12 protein-coding genes are annotated in these 16,366 nt (G+C 52.4%); 4 read left to right on the top strand and 8 right to left on the bottom strand.

Features of this window, described 5'->3' with window-relative positions:
- Positions 1-25: 25 nt before the first annotated feature.
- Positions 26-1,600, top strand: coding sequence for a peptide chain release factor 3 (locus tag ACIDF8_RS04315; RefSeq protein ID WP_412009360.1), 1,575 nt, complete (start codon positions 26-28; stop codon positions 1,598-1,600).
- Positions 1,601-1,672: 72 nt separating this feature from the next.
- On the opposite strand, the gene ACIDF8_RS04310 is transcribed toward ACIDF8_RS04315, so the two are convergent.
- Genes ACIDF8_RS04310 through ACIDF8_RS04300 form a run of 3 tightly spaced genes read right to left on the bottom strand, consistent with a single transcriptional unit; the run spans position 1,673 to position 7,385 of the window.
- Positions 1,673-4,729 carry an efflux RND transporter permease subunit gene (locus ACIDF8_RS04310; protein WP_412009359.1) on the bottom strand — a complete coding sequence of 1,019 codons (3,057 nt, stop codon included), beginning with the start codon at positions 4,727-4,729 and terminating at the stop codon, positions 1,673-1,675.
- Positions 4,730-5,932 carry an efflux RND transporter periplasmic adaptor subunit gene (locus ACIDF8_RS04305; RefSeq protein WP_412009358.1) on the bottom strand — a complete coding sequence of 401 codons (1,203 nt, stop codon included), beginning with the start codon at positions 5,930-5,932 and terminating at the stop codon, positions 4,730-4,732. It abuts the gene before it with no gap.
- A gap of 7 nt (positions 5,933-5,939) precedes the next feature.
- Complete coding sequence (locus tag ACIDF8_RS04300) at positions 5,940-7,385, bottom strand: TolC family protein (RefSeq protein WP_412009357.1); 1,446 nt, start codon at positions 7,383-7,385, stop codon at positions 5,940-5,942.
- Positions 7,386-7,842: 457 nt separating this feature from the next.
- Here ACIDF8_RS04300 and ACIDF8_RS04295 point away from each other — a divergent pair, with 457 nt between their 5' ends.
- Positions 7,843-8,184, top strand: coding sequence for a YchJ family protein (locus ACIDF8_RS04295; RefSeq protein ID WP_412009356.1), 342 nt, complete (start codon positions 7,843-7,845; stop codon positions 8,182-8,184).
- A gap of 40 nt (positions 8,185-8,224) precedes the next feature.
- Here ACIDF8_RS04295 and ACIDF8_RS04290 read toward each other — a convergent pair whose 3' ends face one another.
- The 5 genes from ACIDF8_RS04290 to prfB all read right to left on the bottom strand — a co-directional run bounded on the left by ACIDF8_RS04290 (position 8,225) and on the right by prfB (position 14,497).
- Positions 8,225-8,527 (bottom strand): EF-hand domain-containing protein, encoded by a 303-nt coding sequence (locus ACIDF8_RS04290; RefSeq protein ID WP_412009355.1) that lies wholly within the window; start codon positions 8,525-8,527, stop codon positions 8,225-8,227.
- Positions 8,528-8,648: 121 nt separating this feature from the next.
- Positions 8,649-11,429, bottom strand: a complete 2,781-nt coding sequence (locus ACIDF8_RS04285) for an ATP-binding protein (protein WP_412009354.1) — start codon at positions 11,427-11,429, stop codon at positions 8,649-8,651.
- A 33-nt stretch (positions 11,430-11,462) separates the two neighbouring features.
- Positions 11,463-12,116, bottom strand: a complete 654-nt coding sequence (locus ACIDF8_RS04280; protein WP_412009353.1) for a hypothetical protein — start codon at positions 12,114-12,116, stop codon at positions 11,463-11,465.
- Positions 12,117-12,120: 4 nt separating this feature from the next.
- Positions 12,121-13,389 (bottom strand): hypothetical protein, encoded by a 1,269-nt coding sequence (locus ACIDF8_RS04275; protein ID WP_412009352.1) that lies wholly within the window; start codon positions 13,387-13,389, stop codon positions 12,121-12,123.
- Between the two features lie 3 nt (positions 13,390-13,392).
- Positions 13,393-14,497, bottom strand: a protein-coding gene (gene prfB / locus ACIDF8_RS04270; protein ID WP_412009351.1) for a peptide chain release factor 2 whose coding sequence is annotated in 2 segments (ribosomal slippage) — positions 13,393-14,415 and positions 14,417-14,497 — 1,104 coding nt in all. Because the reading frame shifts where the segments join, the coding sequence is not laid out codon by codon here.
- A gap of 170 nt (positions 14,498-14,667) precedes the next feature.
- Between prfB and ACIDF8_RS04265 the strand changes: the two genes are divergently transcribed.
- Together ACIDF8_RS04265 and ACIDF8_RS04260 are read left to right on the top strand one after the other, a co-directional pair.
- Positions 14,668-15,324: a DUF47 domain-containing protein gene (locus ACIDF8_RS04265; RefSeq protein ID WP_412009350.1), complete on the top strand. Its 657-nt coding sequence runs from the start codon at positions 14,668-14,670 to the stop codon at positions 15,322-15,324.
- 9 nt (positions 15,325-15,333) lie between these two features.
- The gene (locus ACIDF8_RS04260) at positions 15,334-16,335 is read left to right on the top strand and encodes an inorganic phosphate transporter (RefSeq protein ID WP_412009349.1); all 1,002 of its coding nucleotides are present in this window, start codon (positions 15,334-15,336) and stop codon (positions 16,333-16,335) included.
- Positions 16,336-16,366: the final 31 nt, after the last annotated feature.

The raw sequence follows: 16,366 nt of genomic DNA, 5'->3' as shown, positions 1-16,366 counted from the left end.
CTTTTTTCCAAAGCGCTATTTTTTCATGTCCAGTTTGCAGCAAGAAGTCGAACGCCGCCGTACCTTTGCCATTATTTCGCACCCGGATGCGGGTAAAACCACCCTGACCGAAAAACTGCTGTGGTTTGGTGGCGCGATCCAGGTCGCCGGTGAAGTACGTGGCCGTAAAGCGGCCCGTCATGCCACCTCGGACTGGATGGAGCTGGAAAAGCAGCGTGGCATCTCCGTCACCTCATCTGTGATGCAGTTTCCCTATCGTGAACACATGGTGAATTTGCTGGATACCCCCGGCCACGATGACTTCTCGGAAGATACTTATCGTACCCTGACCGCCGTAGACTCTGCGGTGATGGTGATTGACTCAGTCAATGGCGTGGAAGCACAAACCATCAAGCTGCTGAATGTGTGCCGCATGCGTGACACGCCCATCATCACCTTTATCAACAAGCTGGACCGCGAAAGCCGCGCGCCCATTGAGCTGCTAGACGAGATCGAAACGACATTGGGCATGGAATGCGCACCGATGACTTGGCCGATTGGCATGGGCAAAACCTTCCGCGGCGTCTACAGTCTGGTGAATGACAGCATCCTATTTTTTGATCCGCGTGCGGAAAAAGGCACCTCCGAAACCATACAGGGGATCAATAACCCACGCCTGGACGAACTCATCGGCTACCAGGCTGAAGAATTGCGCGTAGATATCGAACTGGTACGGGGCGCCTCAAACGAATTCAATAAAGAACGCTATTTAAGCGGCAAGCAAACCCCTGTTTTCTTTGGCTCTGCGGTCAACAACTTTGGGGTGCAATCCTTGCTGGATGCCGTGGTCGACTTATCGCCGCCGCCGCAATCGCGCAATACGGCCACACGCGTCGTGGCGGCTAACGAAGAAAAGTTTGCCGGATTTGTGTTCAAGATCCAGGCCAATATGGACCCCAAACACCGCGACCGCATTGCCTTCTTACGCGTGTGCTCGGGCCGTTTTGAGCGTGGCATGAAAATCAAGCAGGTGGCGTCGGGCAAGATGCTCAACGTCAACAACGCCATCACCTTTATGGCGCAAGACCGCACCATCATGGATGAAGCTTACTCGGGTGACATTATCGGCATCCCCAACCACGGCACCATCAAACTGGGCGATACGTTTACCGAGAACGAAGCGCTTAAATTCATCGGTATTCCATCGTTTGCGCCAGAGTTTTTCCGCCGCGCCCGCATTAAAAACCCGATGAAGATGAAGCAATTGCAAATCGGCCTCAAACAATTATCTGAAGAAGGCGCGGCGCAACTGTTCCGCCCCTTGCTTTCAAATGACTTGATCTTGGGCGCCGTCGGTATGCTGCAGTTTGATGTGGTGGCACACCGCCTGGAACACGAATATGGCGTCGATATGGTGTTTGAGCCTTATGATTGCTACACCGCGCGCTGGCTCAAAGGCTCAGATGCGGACTTGAAAGCGATTGCGGATAAATATGGCTTTAATGTCGGCCTGGATAGCGCGGATGATTATGTATACTTGGCCCCTAACCGCGTCAACCTGCAAATGGCACAAGAGCGCTACCCAGATATCCAGTTTATGGAAACGCGTGAAATCGCCTAGTCCAGTTTGAATGAATCCCTACTGCCCCGTTTAGCTTAGCTGACGAGGCGTTTTTTTAATTCGATTGATTTTTTACTTTGGTAGGTGCGGATGCGTGCTGTTTCTTTTCGCCCATTGCTCCGCATCATCCATCAGTGTATAGATCAACGGCACCACAATCAGGCTGAGCAGTGTGGAGGTCACCAGCCCGCCAATCAGGGCATAAGCCATTGGTGTCCGGAAACCAGTCCCTGCCCCGGCACCGATGATCACAGGCAGCATACCCGCGATCATGGCAATCGTGGTCATGATAATCGGGCGGCTACGCTGCTGGCAGGCAGCAATCATCGCCTCATATCTAGAGAAGCCTGCGCTACGGCACTCAATAATGGCATCGACAATCAGGATGCCATTTTTACCGACAATCCCCATCAACATCAGGATGCCAATCACCGCAGGCAGAGAAAGTGCCTGATGGGTGAGCGCCAGCGCCAATAATGCGCCACAGACTGATAAAGGTAAGGCCATCATAATCGTAAACGGCTGCAAAAGCCTTCTGAACAGCAGCACCAGCACCATCCACACCAGCAGCAAGCCACTGAGCATCGCTACACTAAAGGTACTGAACATCTCGCTGAGCATTTCAGAATCTCCGGTTTCGCTAATGCTAATTCCCGCAGGCAAATGCTGCAGGGTCGGCAATTGCCGTACCGTCTGCATCGCATCCCCCAACGAAATCCCATTCAAATCAGCAGAAATAACGATTTGTGGCATGCGGTCATAGCGCGTGATACTGGCATAGTCATGCACGAATGCCAAATTAGCTGCGGCATCCAAGGGAACAATTTGCTGGGTATTGGTTGTAACTGGCAACTGGCGTAAAAAGGCCAGTGCAGACTGTTCAGGGATTCTCACAGTAGAGCGGACAGGCACCGTTTGATTATCCAGCAATACATGGGCCAATAGCTCTTCACTGCCGCCTTTCAAAGCAATCTGCAACTCTTCGGCAATCGCACTGGTGCTCACTCCCAGCAGCGCCGCTTCATGCGGCTTGGGTGTCACCACCATATTGCTTTTAATCGCAGGCACAGTCGACAACACATTAGAAAAGGCTGGCAGTTTGCGCATATCGTGTTCCAGTGCCAACGCAGTATGGTACAAATGCTGCGAGTCATTGCCGGTTAATACTAACCCAAATGCCTTGCTGCCATTCTCATTCAACGCGCTCAATCTTACATTGGGCACACGGCGCAGATCATATAATGCCTGTGCCTTAAACTGCTCGACACTCATGTCACGTTGTGCCCGCGCGACCAGCTTGACAATGAGCGTGGCACGATTGACCTGTCCTGCCACCATGGTCTCGGCATCACGGCCGCCTATCCATGAATAAACACTGCTGACGCCGGGCTTGCTCAACAAGGTTTCCGTCACCTGCTCAATGGCGGCATCCGTTTGTTTTAACTGTGCCTCAGCAGGCAACTCCACCTGCAACATAAAATAGGCTTTGTCTTCTTGCGGCATAAAGTCTGCAGGCAGGATCAAGATCAAACTGGCCGATAACAGCAGTAACAGCCCCACCAGCAACAGGCTGATCCGTCTATGCTTGAATGACTTTTCCAACCAGCGTTGATAAAAATGGTACCAACGCCCTTGCGATACCATGGTCGGTGTCGGCTTTAAAAAATAAGCGGCCATGACCGGCGTGATGAATCGCGCTACCAATAAGGAGAAGAAAGTGGCTGTGGCCACCGTGATGCCGAATTGAATGAAATACTGACCCACCAATCCGCCCATAAAACTCACCGGGACAAAGACGGCAATAATGGCAAAACTGGTGGCAATCACGGCCAGGCCGATTTCATCAGCCGCCCGCATCGCCGCTGGATAAGGCGCTTGCCCGGTTTCCATATGGCGGATAATGTTTTCAATCTCGACAATGGCGTCATCGACCAATACGCCGGACACCAGCGAAAGCGCAAGCATGCTGACCAGGTTTAATGAAAAGCCCAGCCAATGCATGACAATAAAGGTCGGGATCACAGATAAAGGAATGGCCACGGCTGCAATCAGGGTGGCGCGGCTGGAGCGTAAAAATGCATAGACGACGAGCCCTGCCAACAACACCCCTTCCAAAAACGACATCAAGGCAGAAAAATAGGTCTTTTTAGTAAAGTCGATCTGGGTCTGCACTTGCTCAGCCTGGATTGAGGGCTGTGTCTGCTGCCACTGCTTTATCGCCTGCTCTATCGCCTCGGCGACTTTCAACTCATCTGCTTTTGCCGTTCTATAAATGGCAATGCCGATGGCTGGCTGGCGATTGAGCCGAGTTAATTGCTGTGCCTGTTTATAAGTATCCAGAATATTGCCTAAACTAGCGAGCGTCGCATACCGATGCTCTCCCACGGCAATTTGCAGGTTTGCCAAGCCATCAACCGACTGTGGGTCGCCCTGCACACGCAAAGAGGTCTGCTTGCTGCCGAGACTAAACTGGCCTGCAGGTGCCTGCGCAATAAAAGCCTGAATCTGCTTACTGACCGTCGCAGCACTGACGCCTAGCGCATAAAGTTTTTCAGGTAAGAGCTCGATGTGGATTTCACGGTCATATCCGCCTTGGCGCTCAATCTTTTCTACCCCTTCGATCGCCATTAAGGCACTGACCAGCTCCTTGTCTACGTGCTGAGTCAGCACAGGCAGCGACAGCTTGACGGATTGAAAGGCATACGTCATCAAGGGCGTATTGTCATCCTCGGACTGCTGGATCAGTGGCTCACCCACGTCATTTGGCCATTGACGGCGCAGGCCGGCCACTTTTTCGCGCACCAGAGATAACACCGTGCGGATATTGGTGCCATAACGGAACTCAATCTGTGTGACCGAAACCCCGTTTTCGATATAAGAGGTGACATGCTTGATGTTGGGGATATTGGCGACAGCGTTTTCGACCGGGATAGTAACCTGGCGCTCAATCGTTGAAGACGATGCCCCTGGTAACGCAACCGACACCGAAACCACCGGGATTCTGACCGTAGGCATGCCATTTACAGGCAAGCGATGAAAGCAGTCAGCCCCCCAAATGAGTAAGATTAAGGTCGCCAACGCAATCAGCAAGGGATTGGCAATCGCCCAGGAAGAGAGTTTTAATTTCACTTAATGTGTTGCCGCAATGAGGTTAACTGGCTCACCTTCACGGATAAACCCTGCAAACTGATCAATAATCTGCATGCCAGGACCAATGCCTGACAAAATTTCCACCTGCCCATCCAGCCGCTGCCCGATGCGGACATGAACGCGTTTGGCATAGCCTTGCTCAACGGTATACACATAATACTGGTCGCCTTCTACCGCAATCGCGCTATCCGGCACACGGATGGCGTTACGTTGCGGCAGCGTGACCAATACACTGGCCGCTTGTCCCGGCATCAGGGCAGGCATTTTTGCCAGCGCTACTTTTATATGTAGCATCTGGTTTTCATCCCGCACCATGATCCCCTTTTTGCGGATATGGCCAGGATAACTGCGCTCGGCATCATTGAGCTTCACCCGTACCGGCATTCCGTTTTTTAACGAGGCAGCCAGCTCAGCACTGGTTTCAATCTCTATCTCCAGCGTGCCATCTTTCGCCAATAAAAACTGGGCCTGATTGGTTTGGCTGAGCAATTGCCCCACCACCGCATTCTTCTGGATCACCAGTCCAGAGACTGGAGCAACCAGTTCCGCCTGTTTGATTTTTAAATCAGCTTCGTCCACCTGGGCATTGGCCGACAGCAAGTCAGATAAGGCCATTCTTAAATGGTTACGTGCCGTATTGACTTTCGTTTCTGCCGCTTGCTCTGCCTGGACACGCTGTTCCAGAACCTCTTTGGAAATCAGCCCATCCTCAGCCACTTTTTCGCCACGAATGCGTTCAGTACGTGCCTGGTCAAGGTTCTTCTTGGCTTCATCCAGGGCTGCCTCCGCCTCACTAAACGCCACAATCGCCCGCTGCTTGCTGGCAAGTGACTGCACGCGCTGCACTTTTGCCAATTGCGTATCCACCACTGCAAGTTGCTGCCCGGCTTTGACATGATCACCTTCATCCACCAGTACCTGCGTAATCCGGCCCTGCATCATATCGGCATACACAGGCACTTGCTCTTGCGCCACCACTTTACCGAACAACTCCAGGGTCGAATCCAGGTCTTTGCTTTCCACCGTCAGTGCAGTGACTGTCAATGCCGCATTAGCGGGCTTGGCAGATTCTGAGTGCGTACTAAAGTGCCAGACCATTAATATAACGGTCACCAGCAAAATGGCGAACGCCATGCGTGTGCGCAAAAACAGGGGCAATTGATCTTGTAGCCGTTTGTTCATTCGTGCCTTATTGTGTGTTTTCAGTGGCCTGTTGATCAGGATTCAGACTACCCGTCCCGGAGAGCGCTTTATTTGCATACGCATACCCCCTCATCCAGGCCTGTTTGGCGTCAATATATTGTAATAAGGTCTGCTGGTTGCGCATATCCTGCTTGAATACATCCATCTTGCTCAGATAGCCGGCATCCACCGCCCGTTGTAACTTGGCAGACTGTGTCTGCCACCGGCTCAATGCCTGCTCGTCCGCCAGTAACTGCGCCCGGCTTTCATTAAAATTAACCAAGGCATTTTCTGTTTCTTCGATCGCCAGCAACACTGCTTCTTTATAAGCCAGCAAGGCTTCCCGAAGTTGCGACTCGCGCTGATTCACCACTTCCCGTCTTAATCCCCAATCCAGCACGGGAATATTGATAGAAGGGGCAATATAGGTCAAGGATCCGGTGTGGCTCAGGCTTTCACCCGTTACCCGCCCGGCCACCATCAGAGCGCCCTCAATAGATAATTTAGGATACAGGTCGGATTTGGCGATCCCCAACGCCCCGGTTGCTTTCAATACCTGTGACTCGGCCATTTTGATATCTGGACGCTGGCGGATAATCTCTGCAGGGACGCGCATGGGTAGCGCTATGGATTGCACATCCTCGGCAAGCTTGCCTGCCGGACGTGACTGTAATTCTGTCAACCAAGCCTCAGCGGGTTCCGCTTGGCCACTAAGCACAGCCAGTCTTTGCAAGGCCATTTCCTGATTCAGGCGGTTTTGCCTGCGCATGCGCTGGGCGCCCTGTATTTCCGCCATAAACGACTCAGCCACTTCGGGCGAGGTAAAGCCACCGCTCACGCCTTTATTCGCGAGTGTCTGCAAGTTGGCGTATCCCGCTTCGGCGAGTGCCAACTGCTTTTCACGCTGGACAGCCGCTTCCAACTCCGCGTACACGCGGACCAATTCAGCCGTTAATGACAATTGTTTGCTGGAGACATCCGCCTCTGCAATTTGTAAATCAGCCTGCGTGATTTGCCGCTGCCCACTCCCCTGGCCAAAGATAGGCAGTTCCCAAATCAGGTCAAAGCCAGCCAAAAATGCCCCGGACGCGGCATGGCGCGATTGACCGGAGGAGCTATTGCCCACTGCCAGCATGCGCGAAAGGCTATTGGGGCCGGCATAGATACTGAGTTGTGGTTTTTCAGTCGCCAACTCATGCGCCTGCAGCGAACGTGCATAACGAATGCGTTCACTCGCCTGCTGCATAGTCAGATTCTGCTTTAACGCCGTTTGCATCAGTTGATTCAACAACGGATCATGAAATACCAGCCACCAGTCTGGACGAGGTTGTGCCTGGTCTGTCATCGCTGCGGAAGTAGCTTGGCGCCAGTTGGCTGGTGCCGGGGTATCCAACACCGGCATCTCGTTGTGCATACATGCGCTTAAACTGGCTGCGGTCAAGATTGTTGCCATGAAAGTCTGTAGAGATGAGCCCCCGCATACAGGCTTTTCGCTTCGACGTGCTGGCGTGCCTGCTTGGTCAGTCCGATGACAGATGGCCGGATTGATCCTTCCGATAAGCGCACTCATCAGGCGCTGGGTTAAAACAATCCGTTTTTTACACATAAAACAGCGAAGGAGATTCAGGACTGCGGGCCATCAAGGATGACAACATCCGCCAGAGAGACTAGATTCGCGTGCAGCGCATGAAAGCAACAAGAGGTATGTTGCTTGTTTGCGGAAAGAAAATTAAAAATTTGCATAGGGCACCTTAGTGGGCGATAGTTTAAAATCTTCTTTCAAACGAGTAAACATATTTACATCATTTAAAATAGCTTGCAAACCCGCCATTTGCAACACCTAAACGCACTTTTTATCAGGACCCTTCAAGTTGAAAACTGCCTGCCCTTGTTACAGTGGAAACACCTATATGGCGTGTTGCCAGCCTTTACACCAAGGCACACCTGCTCCGGACGCCGAGCGCCTGATGCGCGCACGCTACAGCGCCTATGCACTTAAAATGCCTGAGTATATTTTAGAAACCTGGCACCAAGACACCCGGCCTGAAAGCCTGACGCAAGCAGACTTGCAAGGCATCAAATGGTTAAAACTTGAAGTTCTAGCGCATCAGCAGCGGGACGACACCCATGCTGAGGTGCACTTTGTTGCCACCTATCAAAGCGCTAAGCAGAAAAAATCAAGCATGACAGAACATAGCCAGTTCGAACGCATCAACGGGCAATGGCTATATTGCGGCCAAGTAGAAAAATGACGTGACGCTATGACGTGCAGGTAAAGTGCGGCATAAAGCGTTAGTGCGTAGGCCCGTAATCACAGACCAATCTGGTAAAAAAAGGACTGACTGGGGTCAATTTTGCTTGTAAATGCGACTGGCTCAACCAGTCAATGATCGCCAGGTTAAGTTCGTATGGTGACACACGTTCATCGCCATCCTGATCCAGCTTGTTTAACAGGCTGCGTACCTGCTCCTGGCTAAGGTCATTGAGTGCGCGCTGCAAGGCTTGCTGGTCCAAAAAGCCACATTGATCCAAATCGATACGCGCAAAAATGTTTTGTGTGATTTGCGCGCTAACAGTGCAGAGAATACTAGCCATATCCGTATCCTTTTGAAATGATCACAAACAGGATTCTAGACTTGGCAAGTCGGCAACGGTGTATCGTAATGTAGCAGTTTGTATCGGAAAAGATGGGACGTCCAGCCTCAGCTGGACACCTCTATGAATGCTCCCGCACCAAGACCCCCACCCGTGGCGCCCAGCCAGCATTCGCTTGCTTCTTGGCCGTCACCAACGTCAACATTGAAGGGTCGTACACGTCTACATTATGGGTGACGGGCGTTGTGAGCAAATATTGCGCCTTGGTTGCCTGCAAGAACCTGGCAACACGCTTGATGTTGAAAATGTCTAGGTGCGCAAATGGCTCATCAATAAAGACAAAGCCACCCGGACGTGTCTCTTCCATCATCAGCGCCACCAGCAAAATCAGGGATTTCATCACCTGTTGGCCACCGGAAGCATCGCCATCGTTCATCCCTGACAAGCCTTTGTCATCAAAACCGAAGCGTACTTCCAATCCTGCTTGCGCCAACGTCAAATCATCGGCTTCCAGGGCAACCGGCGCGCAATCGACATCCACATCGGCCATTTTGGCCAGTTCCTTGAGGTTTTTGCTGTACTTGCTCACCGAATAGCGCAAGCGGCCGATATAAGCCTCGCGCGCATGTTCGGTTTGCGTTTGTGCGGCACGGTTGTCACGCTCGCGGCTTTCCACATCCTCTTTCTGCGCCAGGTAATCTGCCTGCATCTTGTCACGCATAGCGATGACATAAGGGTCGGTCTCCCAGCTTTGGGTTTCAAGCCGTTTGGCGATCTGTTCGATTTGAATATCCACCAGGCGGGGACTCTCCCATTTTTCCAGCAGTTGCTTGTTAGCCACGGGATCCTGCCACGCTGCTGGCAGTTTTTGCTGGTCGTGACGGATACGCTCCAGGCGGCGCTCTTGCTCAGCCCAGCCTTCGCGGTTCTCTTTTTCTAGTATTTCTTTTTGCAATTGGGCAATCTTGTTGCGTATGCTTTCTTGCGCACGGATAGACTCACGGATACGCTCCTCCAGTTGCGCATTCAATTGCGTCACTTCATACAACTTTTCCCCGGCCGCCTGACGCTGTGCCTTAATGTCAGCATACTGTCGCTCGACACTGGCAAATTGCTCGGCTCTTGCCGCCAATTGTGAGGCAGCATCTACCCCGGCCAATGCGTTTTTCAGTGTTTGAATCTGCTGGCGTAAAGGATGCAATTCGTCCTGCAAGCGATTGATCTCAGTTTCGATCTGCTGCAAGTTTTGGCGCAAGCTTTCCAGCCTGGCTTTACCGAATCGGGGCTCACTCGGTGCGGCGTGTCTGCCACCTCGACGTTCGCGCAGATAGCCTTGGCGGGTGACCCAGTCTTCACCACGGGGCAAAGCAACCCCCGCAGCGGTGTCTTCAACGCGCTGTGTGCGCTCCAGCATAGCCAGCATCCAGGGCGCGACTGGTTGTTTGAGCTTAATCACCTCCAGTAAAGAGCCTTTAGGTGGCAAGCCCGCAAGTTGTCTTTCCGGCACAATCAGATGCCTGTATTTAAGACTCTCACCCAGCGCGAATGCCGCCTCGGCGTGTTTTTCACTATGCAGCATGATGACATGGGCAAACGGTGCCAACACCGCCTCTACAGCGGTTTGCCAGCCGGCATCAGTCACTTCAAGAATATCAGCCAATGTGTCATGGGCAATATTGGCTTTGCTAAGCGCCTGTCTGAACTCAGTCACTTCATGCGGATCGGCGCGGCGGCCACTACTGAGGTTCTCAAGGGTCTGCTGCCATTGCTGCTGTTGCTGTTGCTTGGTCCACAAACGGTTTTGCAAAGCTGTACGCTGTTGCTCCAGTTGTCCGAGCTCGCTGGTTGCTTGAACCACATCGCCGCTTAAAGCCGCCTGAGCCTCCAGCTGTTTCTTTTGCTCGAGCAAAGCTTCAAGCTTGCCCTCTTCCTTATTGAGCTGGTTAACTTGCTGGCTCAAGTCCGCTTCATGCAGTCTTGTCGCCTGCTGCTGGCTCTGAAGCTGTTCCGCTTGGGTCTTGTGATAATCCAGCTCACTGGTCTTGGCCGTTAAATCTGCCTGTAAGCCCTCGCGCTCCTTGCGGTTTGCATCCAGGCTACGTGCTGCCCGCTCTGCTTCTTCCTGCAGTTGGTAAAACTCCAGCCGCGGTTTGACTTCATCCACCAGCAAGGCCTGCTCTTGAGTCAGTTGTTGCCACTCCAGGTAACGGTTTACACGCTGTTCTTGTGTTTGCAGGCTGTGCTCCAGCGCCTTAAGGTTGTTTTGCGTGTACTGTAACTCCTGATCAGTCGCACGCTGATGCTGCCTGGCCTCCTGATAGCGTGTCAGAATCTCTTTGTCACCAAAGACATCAAACACCAGATCCAGCAATTCACGCGGCTTGTATTCACACAGCTTGTCGGTTTGGCCCTGCTCCAAAGACAGTACGCGGGCAATCGCGGGTGACAGACCGGCTTCATGTAACAAGCGCTGATAGTCACGTACGCCAAATTCCTGACCAAGTTGCGCCATGTCCTTGAGCGCCACTTCACCATCAGCCACCCAGTAATGCCGTACCCAGTCACCGCCTTTTTTCTCAATGTGGCAAGCCAGGGTGATTTTGTCCTGCATGAATGGAATGCCGAATGGACGCTTGCTACTACCGACGGGGCGGCTGTTATCAACCACGCCCAGTAACCAGCAAAAATCTTCGCCGTTGCGGCGCACATAGCGCTTGTAATCACGTTTGCCTGAGCCAGAACCCGAACACTCCAGTGCCAGCAAGGTACGCATGGCATCGAGCAAGGTGGTTTTGCCAGAGCCATTGGGCCCGACGATGGTAATGATGGAGGCATCCAAAGGCACAACAAAACGTTGCCAGTAATCCCAATGTACAACTTCCAGTCGGTTTAATCTGAACATCTTATCGATCGTCTTTCTGTGTGTTCATTAATTTTAAGTATTACGCTCGCCAGCGGCTTGGGCCTGCTGACGGATGAGGTCGCCCAGCGCGCCCTGGATGATACGTGGCGCCATTTCAGCATAATCAAACACCAGGTCCAGCAAAGGCCCTTCATAGATAATTTTGTTCCGGCGTTCTATCAGGCCAAGGCGTGACAATTGTGGCAGGGCAAAATTACTGATCCGGCCTTTGCCACCGAGCAACTTGCCAAAGTCCTCAAGCAAGACATTTTCGGGGATGCCGCGGGATAGCTCTTCAGAAGGCTCAGCTTTCACCAGCGTGCCGAATAGCTCACCCTGTGCTTCCAGCGCGGCTTCGCGCCCTAACTGGCGTTCACGCTTGGGCAGGATGATCAAGGCCCAGAGCACCACCGTCAATGCCAGTGTATCTTTGGGCAAACCAATATTGTTACTCAACCATTGCTGGCCATCATCCATGACCGCACGTTCTGCATCCTGGTGTAGCCCTACCGCCACATGGCTGGCATAGGGATTATCCAGTAACCGTAATCCACATGTTTTGAGATTGTTCTCGAGCGATACTCGAAAATCCAGATCGAACAGCACACGCCTGATGGCTTCATCAGAGCGTGGTAAGTAACGGTGAGCAATGAGTCTGGCGGCCAGTTGTTCGCTTGTTTGCAGCATGCGGTTAACCCTCCTTGGCTGGCGTTTGTTTAATCAGTTGTCCGGCGGTCATGGCGGCCACCTCGTTTCGGTTTACCGCTTGCAACGGTGCATCCAGCACATGAGCCAGGCGGAATGGTTGTTCTGCCAACGCGTTCAAATCGGCATCTTCATGCTTTTCACCTAAGAAAGTCAGCAAAGAATACCGGTAAGACGCCTGGGCAAAGCCGCCTCCGACCACCACATCCGGCAAAGCACTATCTGCTTCAAGTTGTGTCAGCACGCGCGTAAGGTCTGCCAATTGTGGCGGGTATGAAAACGCTTCGGTTTGCGCAGGGCTGACTTCGACATCCGGCGGCATAATCGAAACTTTGGGTGCTGCCACTTCACGTTCCAGCACATCATCGGCAATATCCAGCATCACGTCCGGCAACATAAACAGCGGCTCTGGCGTCAGTGCCATACGCGCGCCCATTTGCGCCAAGGTGTCGACGTTACGTTGTTGCAACCAGGCAGACAACTCGGTAGAACTGAGCCCGCCCTGCGACAACATGACCCGCTGCCTGGCCACCTTGGCCAGTTCTCGCTGGAAGACAGAAGCCATATTGAGTAGGCGCGACTGCTGGCTGGCAATTTTATGCACAATCTGCCAACCGGCATCGTCCATGCCATTTTCAGAAATGGTGTTGATCAACGCAGTGGCTTTTTCAATCCAGGGCTGCGCCTTGCTTAACCTGGCCTGAGCAGCCTTGAGCCTAAACTCCGAACCAGAGGCAATGGCCTCCTGGAAAAAATGTTCGTACTCAGTGAGTTTTGCCAGCACATGACTCAGATGTTCGGCACTGAGCTCACCAACGGCGCTACCACCGGCGGCCTGCGACATCAGGTAGCCCAGCTCGTCATCGGCCTCACCAAAACGCAGCAAGCCACTGATGGCAGACAATACCATACGGCCTGCCGCTGAAATCTGATACACACGGCGGTCTGCATCCCATTGCAGCAAGTCATGGCTGCGCAAGCGGTGCAATACCGTTTCCAGCTTGGTAGCGTCAATAAAGGAGAGATGGTTTTGCAGTTGCGCAGGCGTCCACTCTGGCAACTCTGCCCTAGCGGCAATTTCACGCATGACGGCTAGCCGGATCATTACTTCATCACGGCCACCGCGGAACAGACCAATCAGCACATCAATAATGTGCGAGGACTGTAACAAGGGAAATAAAGCATCAATGTCCTGCACATAGACGCCCGGTTTGAGGAACTCCTCAAACGCGTTTACATCACTGACTTCCGACATCGATTACAGGCCCTGCTTCAAACTTTCCATGATAAACGGGTCGAGATCGCCGTCTAACACACCTTGGGTATTGCCGATTTCAACGTTGGTACGCAAATCCTTGATACGGCTTTGGTCCAGTACATAGCTACGGATCTGGTGGCCCCAGCCGATGTCGGTTTTCGCATCCTCGAGCGCCTGTTTTTCCTCATTACGCTTCTGCAATTCCAGGTTATACAAGGCGCCTTTCAACATGTTCATGGCTTCGTCCTTGTTGCGGTGCTGTGAGCGGTCGTTCTGGCACTGCACCACCACGCCGGTCGGCAAGTGGGTAATCCGCACCGCTGAGTCGGTTTTGTTAATATGCTGGCCACCGGCACCACTGGCGCGGTAAGTATCAATCCGCAGATCTGCCGGATTGATTTCAATTTCAATCGAATCATCCACCTCGGGGAACACCTGCACACTGGCAAAACTGGTGTGGCGTTTGGCGTTGGCATCAAAGGGGGATTTACGCACCAGACGGTGCACGCCGCTTTCGGTACGTAGCGTGCCAAAGGCATAATCGCCACTCACCTTGATGGAAGCCCCCTTGATACCGGCAATATCCCCTTCTGATTCTTCTAGCACCTCTACGGTAAAGCCTTTGCGTTCGACATAGCGCAGATACATGCGCAATAACATGCCCGCCCAATCCTGCGCCTCGGTACCGCCACTGCCTGACTGGAATTCAATAAAACAGTTATTCGCATCCATCGGTTGCGAAAACATGCGCTTGAACTCCATATCGGCAATGGTTTTTTCAACCTTTTTAACGTCTTCATCCACGCTCAATAGCGTGTCATCGTCATTTTCTTCGCGCGCCATCTCGAATAGCTCACTGCTATCAGACAAGGCTTGCGCGACCTCATCCAGCGTCGAAACGACGTTTTCGAGCATGCGTTTTTCCTTGCCCAGCTTTTGCGCTTTTTCAGCGTCGTCCCAGACTTTAGGATCTTCGAGCAGGCCGTTGACTTCAGCTAAGCGTTGCGACTTGTTTTCGTAGTCAAAGATACCCCCGTAGGGCATGGTGACGTTGAGTCAGGTCGCTCAGTGCGTTAGCGATGGCATTGAGTTGTTCAGCTTCCATAGGCTTTGAGAGTAAGGGTGAAAAAACGAGCATTATACCGCAGCTCTTGCCCTGATTCAGGCGTAACTTACACTGCCTCCAGACAGGCAACCCTATATTTTTGTCACAATTACTGTCACAAAATAGTAAAATTACTGTCACATTTTTTATGAAAGCATAGGGAGTCCTCAATGGCGAATGCCACTTTCGGCCGGATCATGGCTGCGATCAGCCCCAGAAACGATAACTATTTTGTCTTGTTTAACCGTTTAGCCGATTGTGCAGTCCGTGGCTCCAAAGTGCTTGCGCTGATGGCGGCAGTGGTAGATCAGGCAGACTTTGAAACGCATTTTGCTGAAATCCGCAAAATTGAATCTGAGGCAGACGAATACACCAAGGAAATTCTGCTTTCGCTGCACAAAACCTTTATTACGCCATTTGACCGCCGGGAAATCCGCGAACTGGCGATGGCGCTGGATGACATCATTGATTTTATGGAAGCCATCCCCCAAAGCGCCGAGATTTACGGGCACAGCAAATTTACCCCTGAAATGGTAGCCCTGGCCCAGATCCTGTTAAGAGCCGCAGAAAAAGTACGGGATGCGGTGCATATGCTTTCTGACATGAAAAATGCAGAACGCATTTTGCGCACCTGTGAGGAAATCAGCCAAATTGAAGGTGAGGCCGATCACATCATGCGTTCTGGCATGCACCGCTTATTTGCAGAAGACAGCGACGCGCGCAGCCTGATCCGCTCGCAAAAATTATATGACCTGTTTGAAGAAGCGGTCGATAGCTGTGAAGACGTCGCCGACGTGATTCATGGTGTCGTACTCGAACGCATCTAGGACACGGCTATGGATCATGTGATTTTGGTCATGGCAGTGCTGGTCGTGGTGGCACTGATCTTTGATTTTATGAACGGCTTTCATGATGCAGCCAATTCGATTGCACTCATGGTTTCTACCCGTTTACTGACACCACAAGCGGCCGTCATCTGGGCTGCATTTTTTAACTTTGTCGCCTTTCTGTTTTTCGGCCTGCATGTGGCTGACACGGTCGGCAAAGGTATCATTGATCCTAACATCGTCAACAACACCGTGGTCTTTGGGGCATTGTTCGGTGCCATTGCCTGGAACATCATCACCTGGTGGTTCGGCATCCCCTCCTCTTCCTCGCATGCATTAATCGGTGGCCTGATTGGGGCAGGCATGGCGCACTCAGGGACTAAAGGGGTGATTTTCGGCAGTAAACTCATCAGCACTGGCATTGCCATTATCTTGTCGCCTTTATTTGGCATGTTGCTGGCGCTGATGCTTTCGATTGGCATCATGTGGGCGTTCCAGAAATCTTCGCCTTATAAAATCGAAAGCCGGTTTAACAAACTGCAATTCATCTCTTCCTCTTTATTTAGCCTCGGCCATGGCGCCAACGATGCACAAAAAACCATGGGCATTATTACCGTGCTGCTGTTTGCCAATGGCTACCTGCAAGGGGACTTTCACGTGCCCTTCTGGGTGGTGATTGCCTGCCAGCTGGCCATGGGTCTGGGCACCCTGTTCGGAGGCTGGCGCATTGTGCGCACCATGGGCATGGGCATAACCAAAATCCGCCCCACTGGTGGCTTTGCCGCGCAAACCTCTGGTTCGATTGCACTATTTCTGGCGACCAGCCTGGGGATACCGGTATCAACCACGCACACCATTACCGGCGCGATTGTCGGTGTTGGTCTTTCACGCCGCATGACCGCGGTACGCTGGGGCCTGGCCTCGCGCATTGTCTGGGCATGGGTACTGACCATCCCTTGTGCCGCCATCATGGCCGCCATTGCCTACCATATTGGCGAAAGTGTGCTGTAAGGCGTGCGTAAGCTAAAAAAGACCTGCCAAA

Source organism: Methylophilus sp. 3sh_L, assembly GCF_046766015.1.
GTDB lineage: Bacteria > Pseudomonadota > Gammaproteobacteria > Burkholderiales > Methylophilaceae > Methylophilus.
The sequence above is the reverse complement of the archived record's forward strand: the minus strand, read 5'-3'. Positions and strand labels throughout refer to the sequence as shown.

Bases quoted from the DNA above. Each gene is read 5' to 3' on its own strand.
- ACIDF8_RS04315 (WP_412009360.1), top strand. From the start codon at position 26: ATGTCCAGTTTGCAGCAAGAAGTCGAACGCCGCCGTACCTTTGCCATT.
- ACIDF8_RS04305 (WP_412009358.1), bottom strand. From the start codon at position 5,932: ATGAACAAACGGCTACAAGATCAATTGCCCCTGTTTTTGCGCACACGC.
- ACIDF8_RS04300 (WP_412009357.1), bottom strand. From the start codon at position 7,385: ATGGCAACAATCTTGACCGCAGCCAGTTTAAGCGCATGTATGCACAAC.
- ACIDF8_RS04295 (WP_412009356.1), top strand. From the start codon at position 7,843: ATGGCGTGTTGCCAGCCTTTACACCAAGGCACACCTGCTCCGGACGCC.
- ACIDF8_RS04290 (WP_412009355.1), bottom strand. From the start codon at position 8,527: ATGGCTAGTATTCTCTGCACTGTTAGCGCGCAAATCACACAAAACATT.
- ACIDF8_RS04285 (WP_412009354.1), bottom strand. From the start codon at position 11,429: ATGTTCAGATTAAACCGACTGGAAGTTGTACATTGGGATTACTGGCAA.
- ACIDF8_RS04280 (WP_412009353.1), bottom strand. From the start codon at position 12,116: ATGCTGCAAACAAGCGAACAACTGGCCGCCAGACTCATTGCTCACCGT.
- ACIDF8_RS04275 (WP_412009352.1), bottom strand. From the start codon at position 13,389: ATGTCGGAAGTCAGTGATGTAAACGCGTTTGAGGAGTTCCTCAAACCG.
- ACIDF8_RS04265 (WP_412009350.1), top strand. From the start codon at position 14,668: ATGGCGAATGCCACTTTCGGCCGGATCATGGCTGCGATCAGCCCCAGA.
- ACIDF8_RS04260 (WP_412009349.1), top strand. From the start codon at position 15,334: ATGGATCATGTGATTTTGGTCATGGCAGTGCTGGTCGTGGTGGCACTG.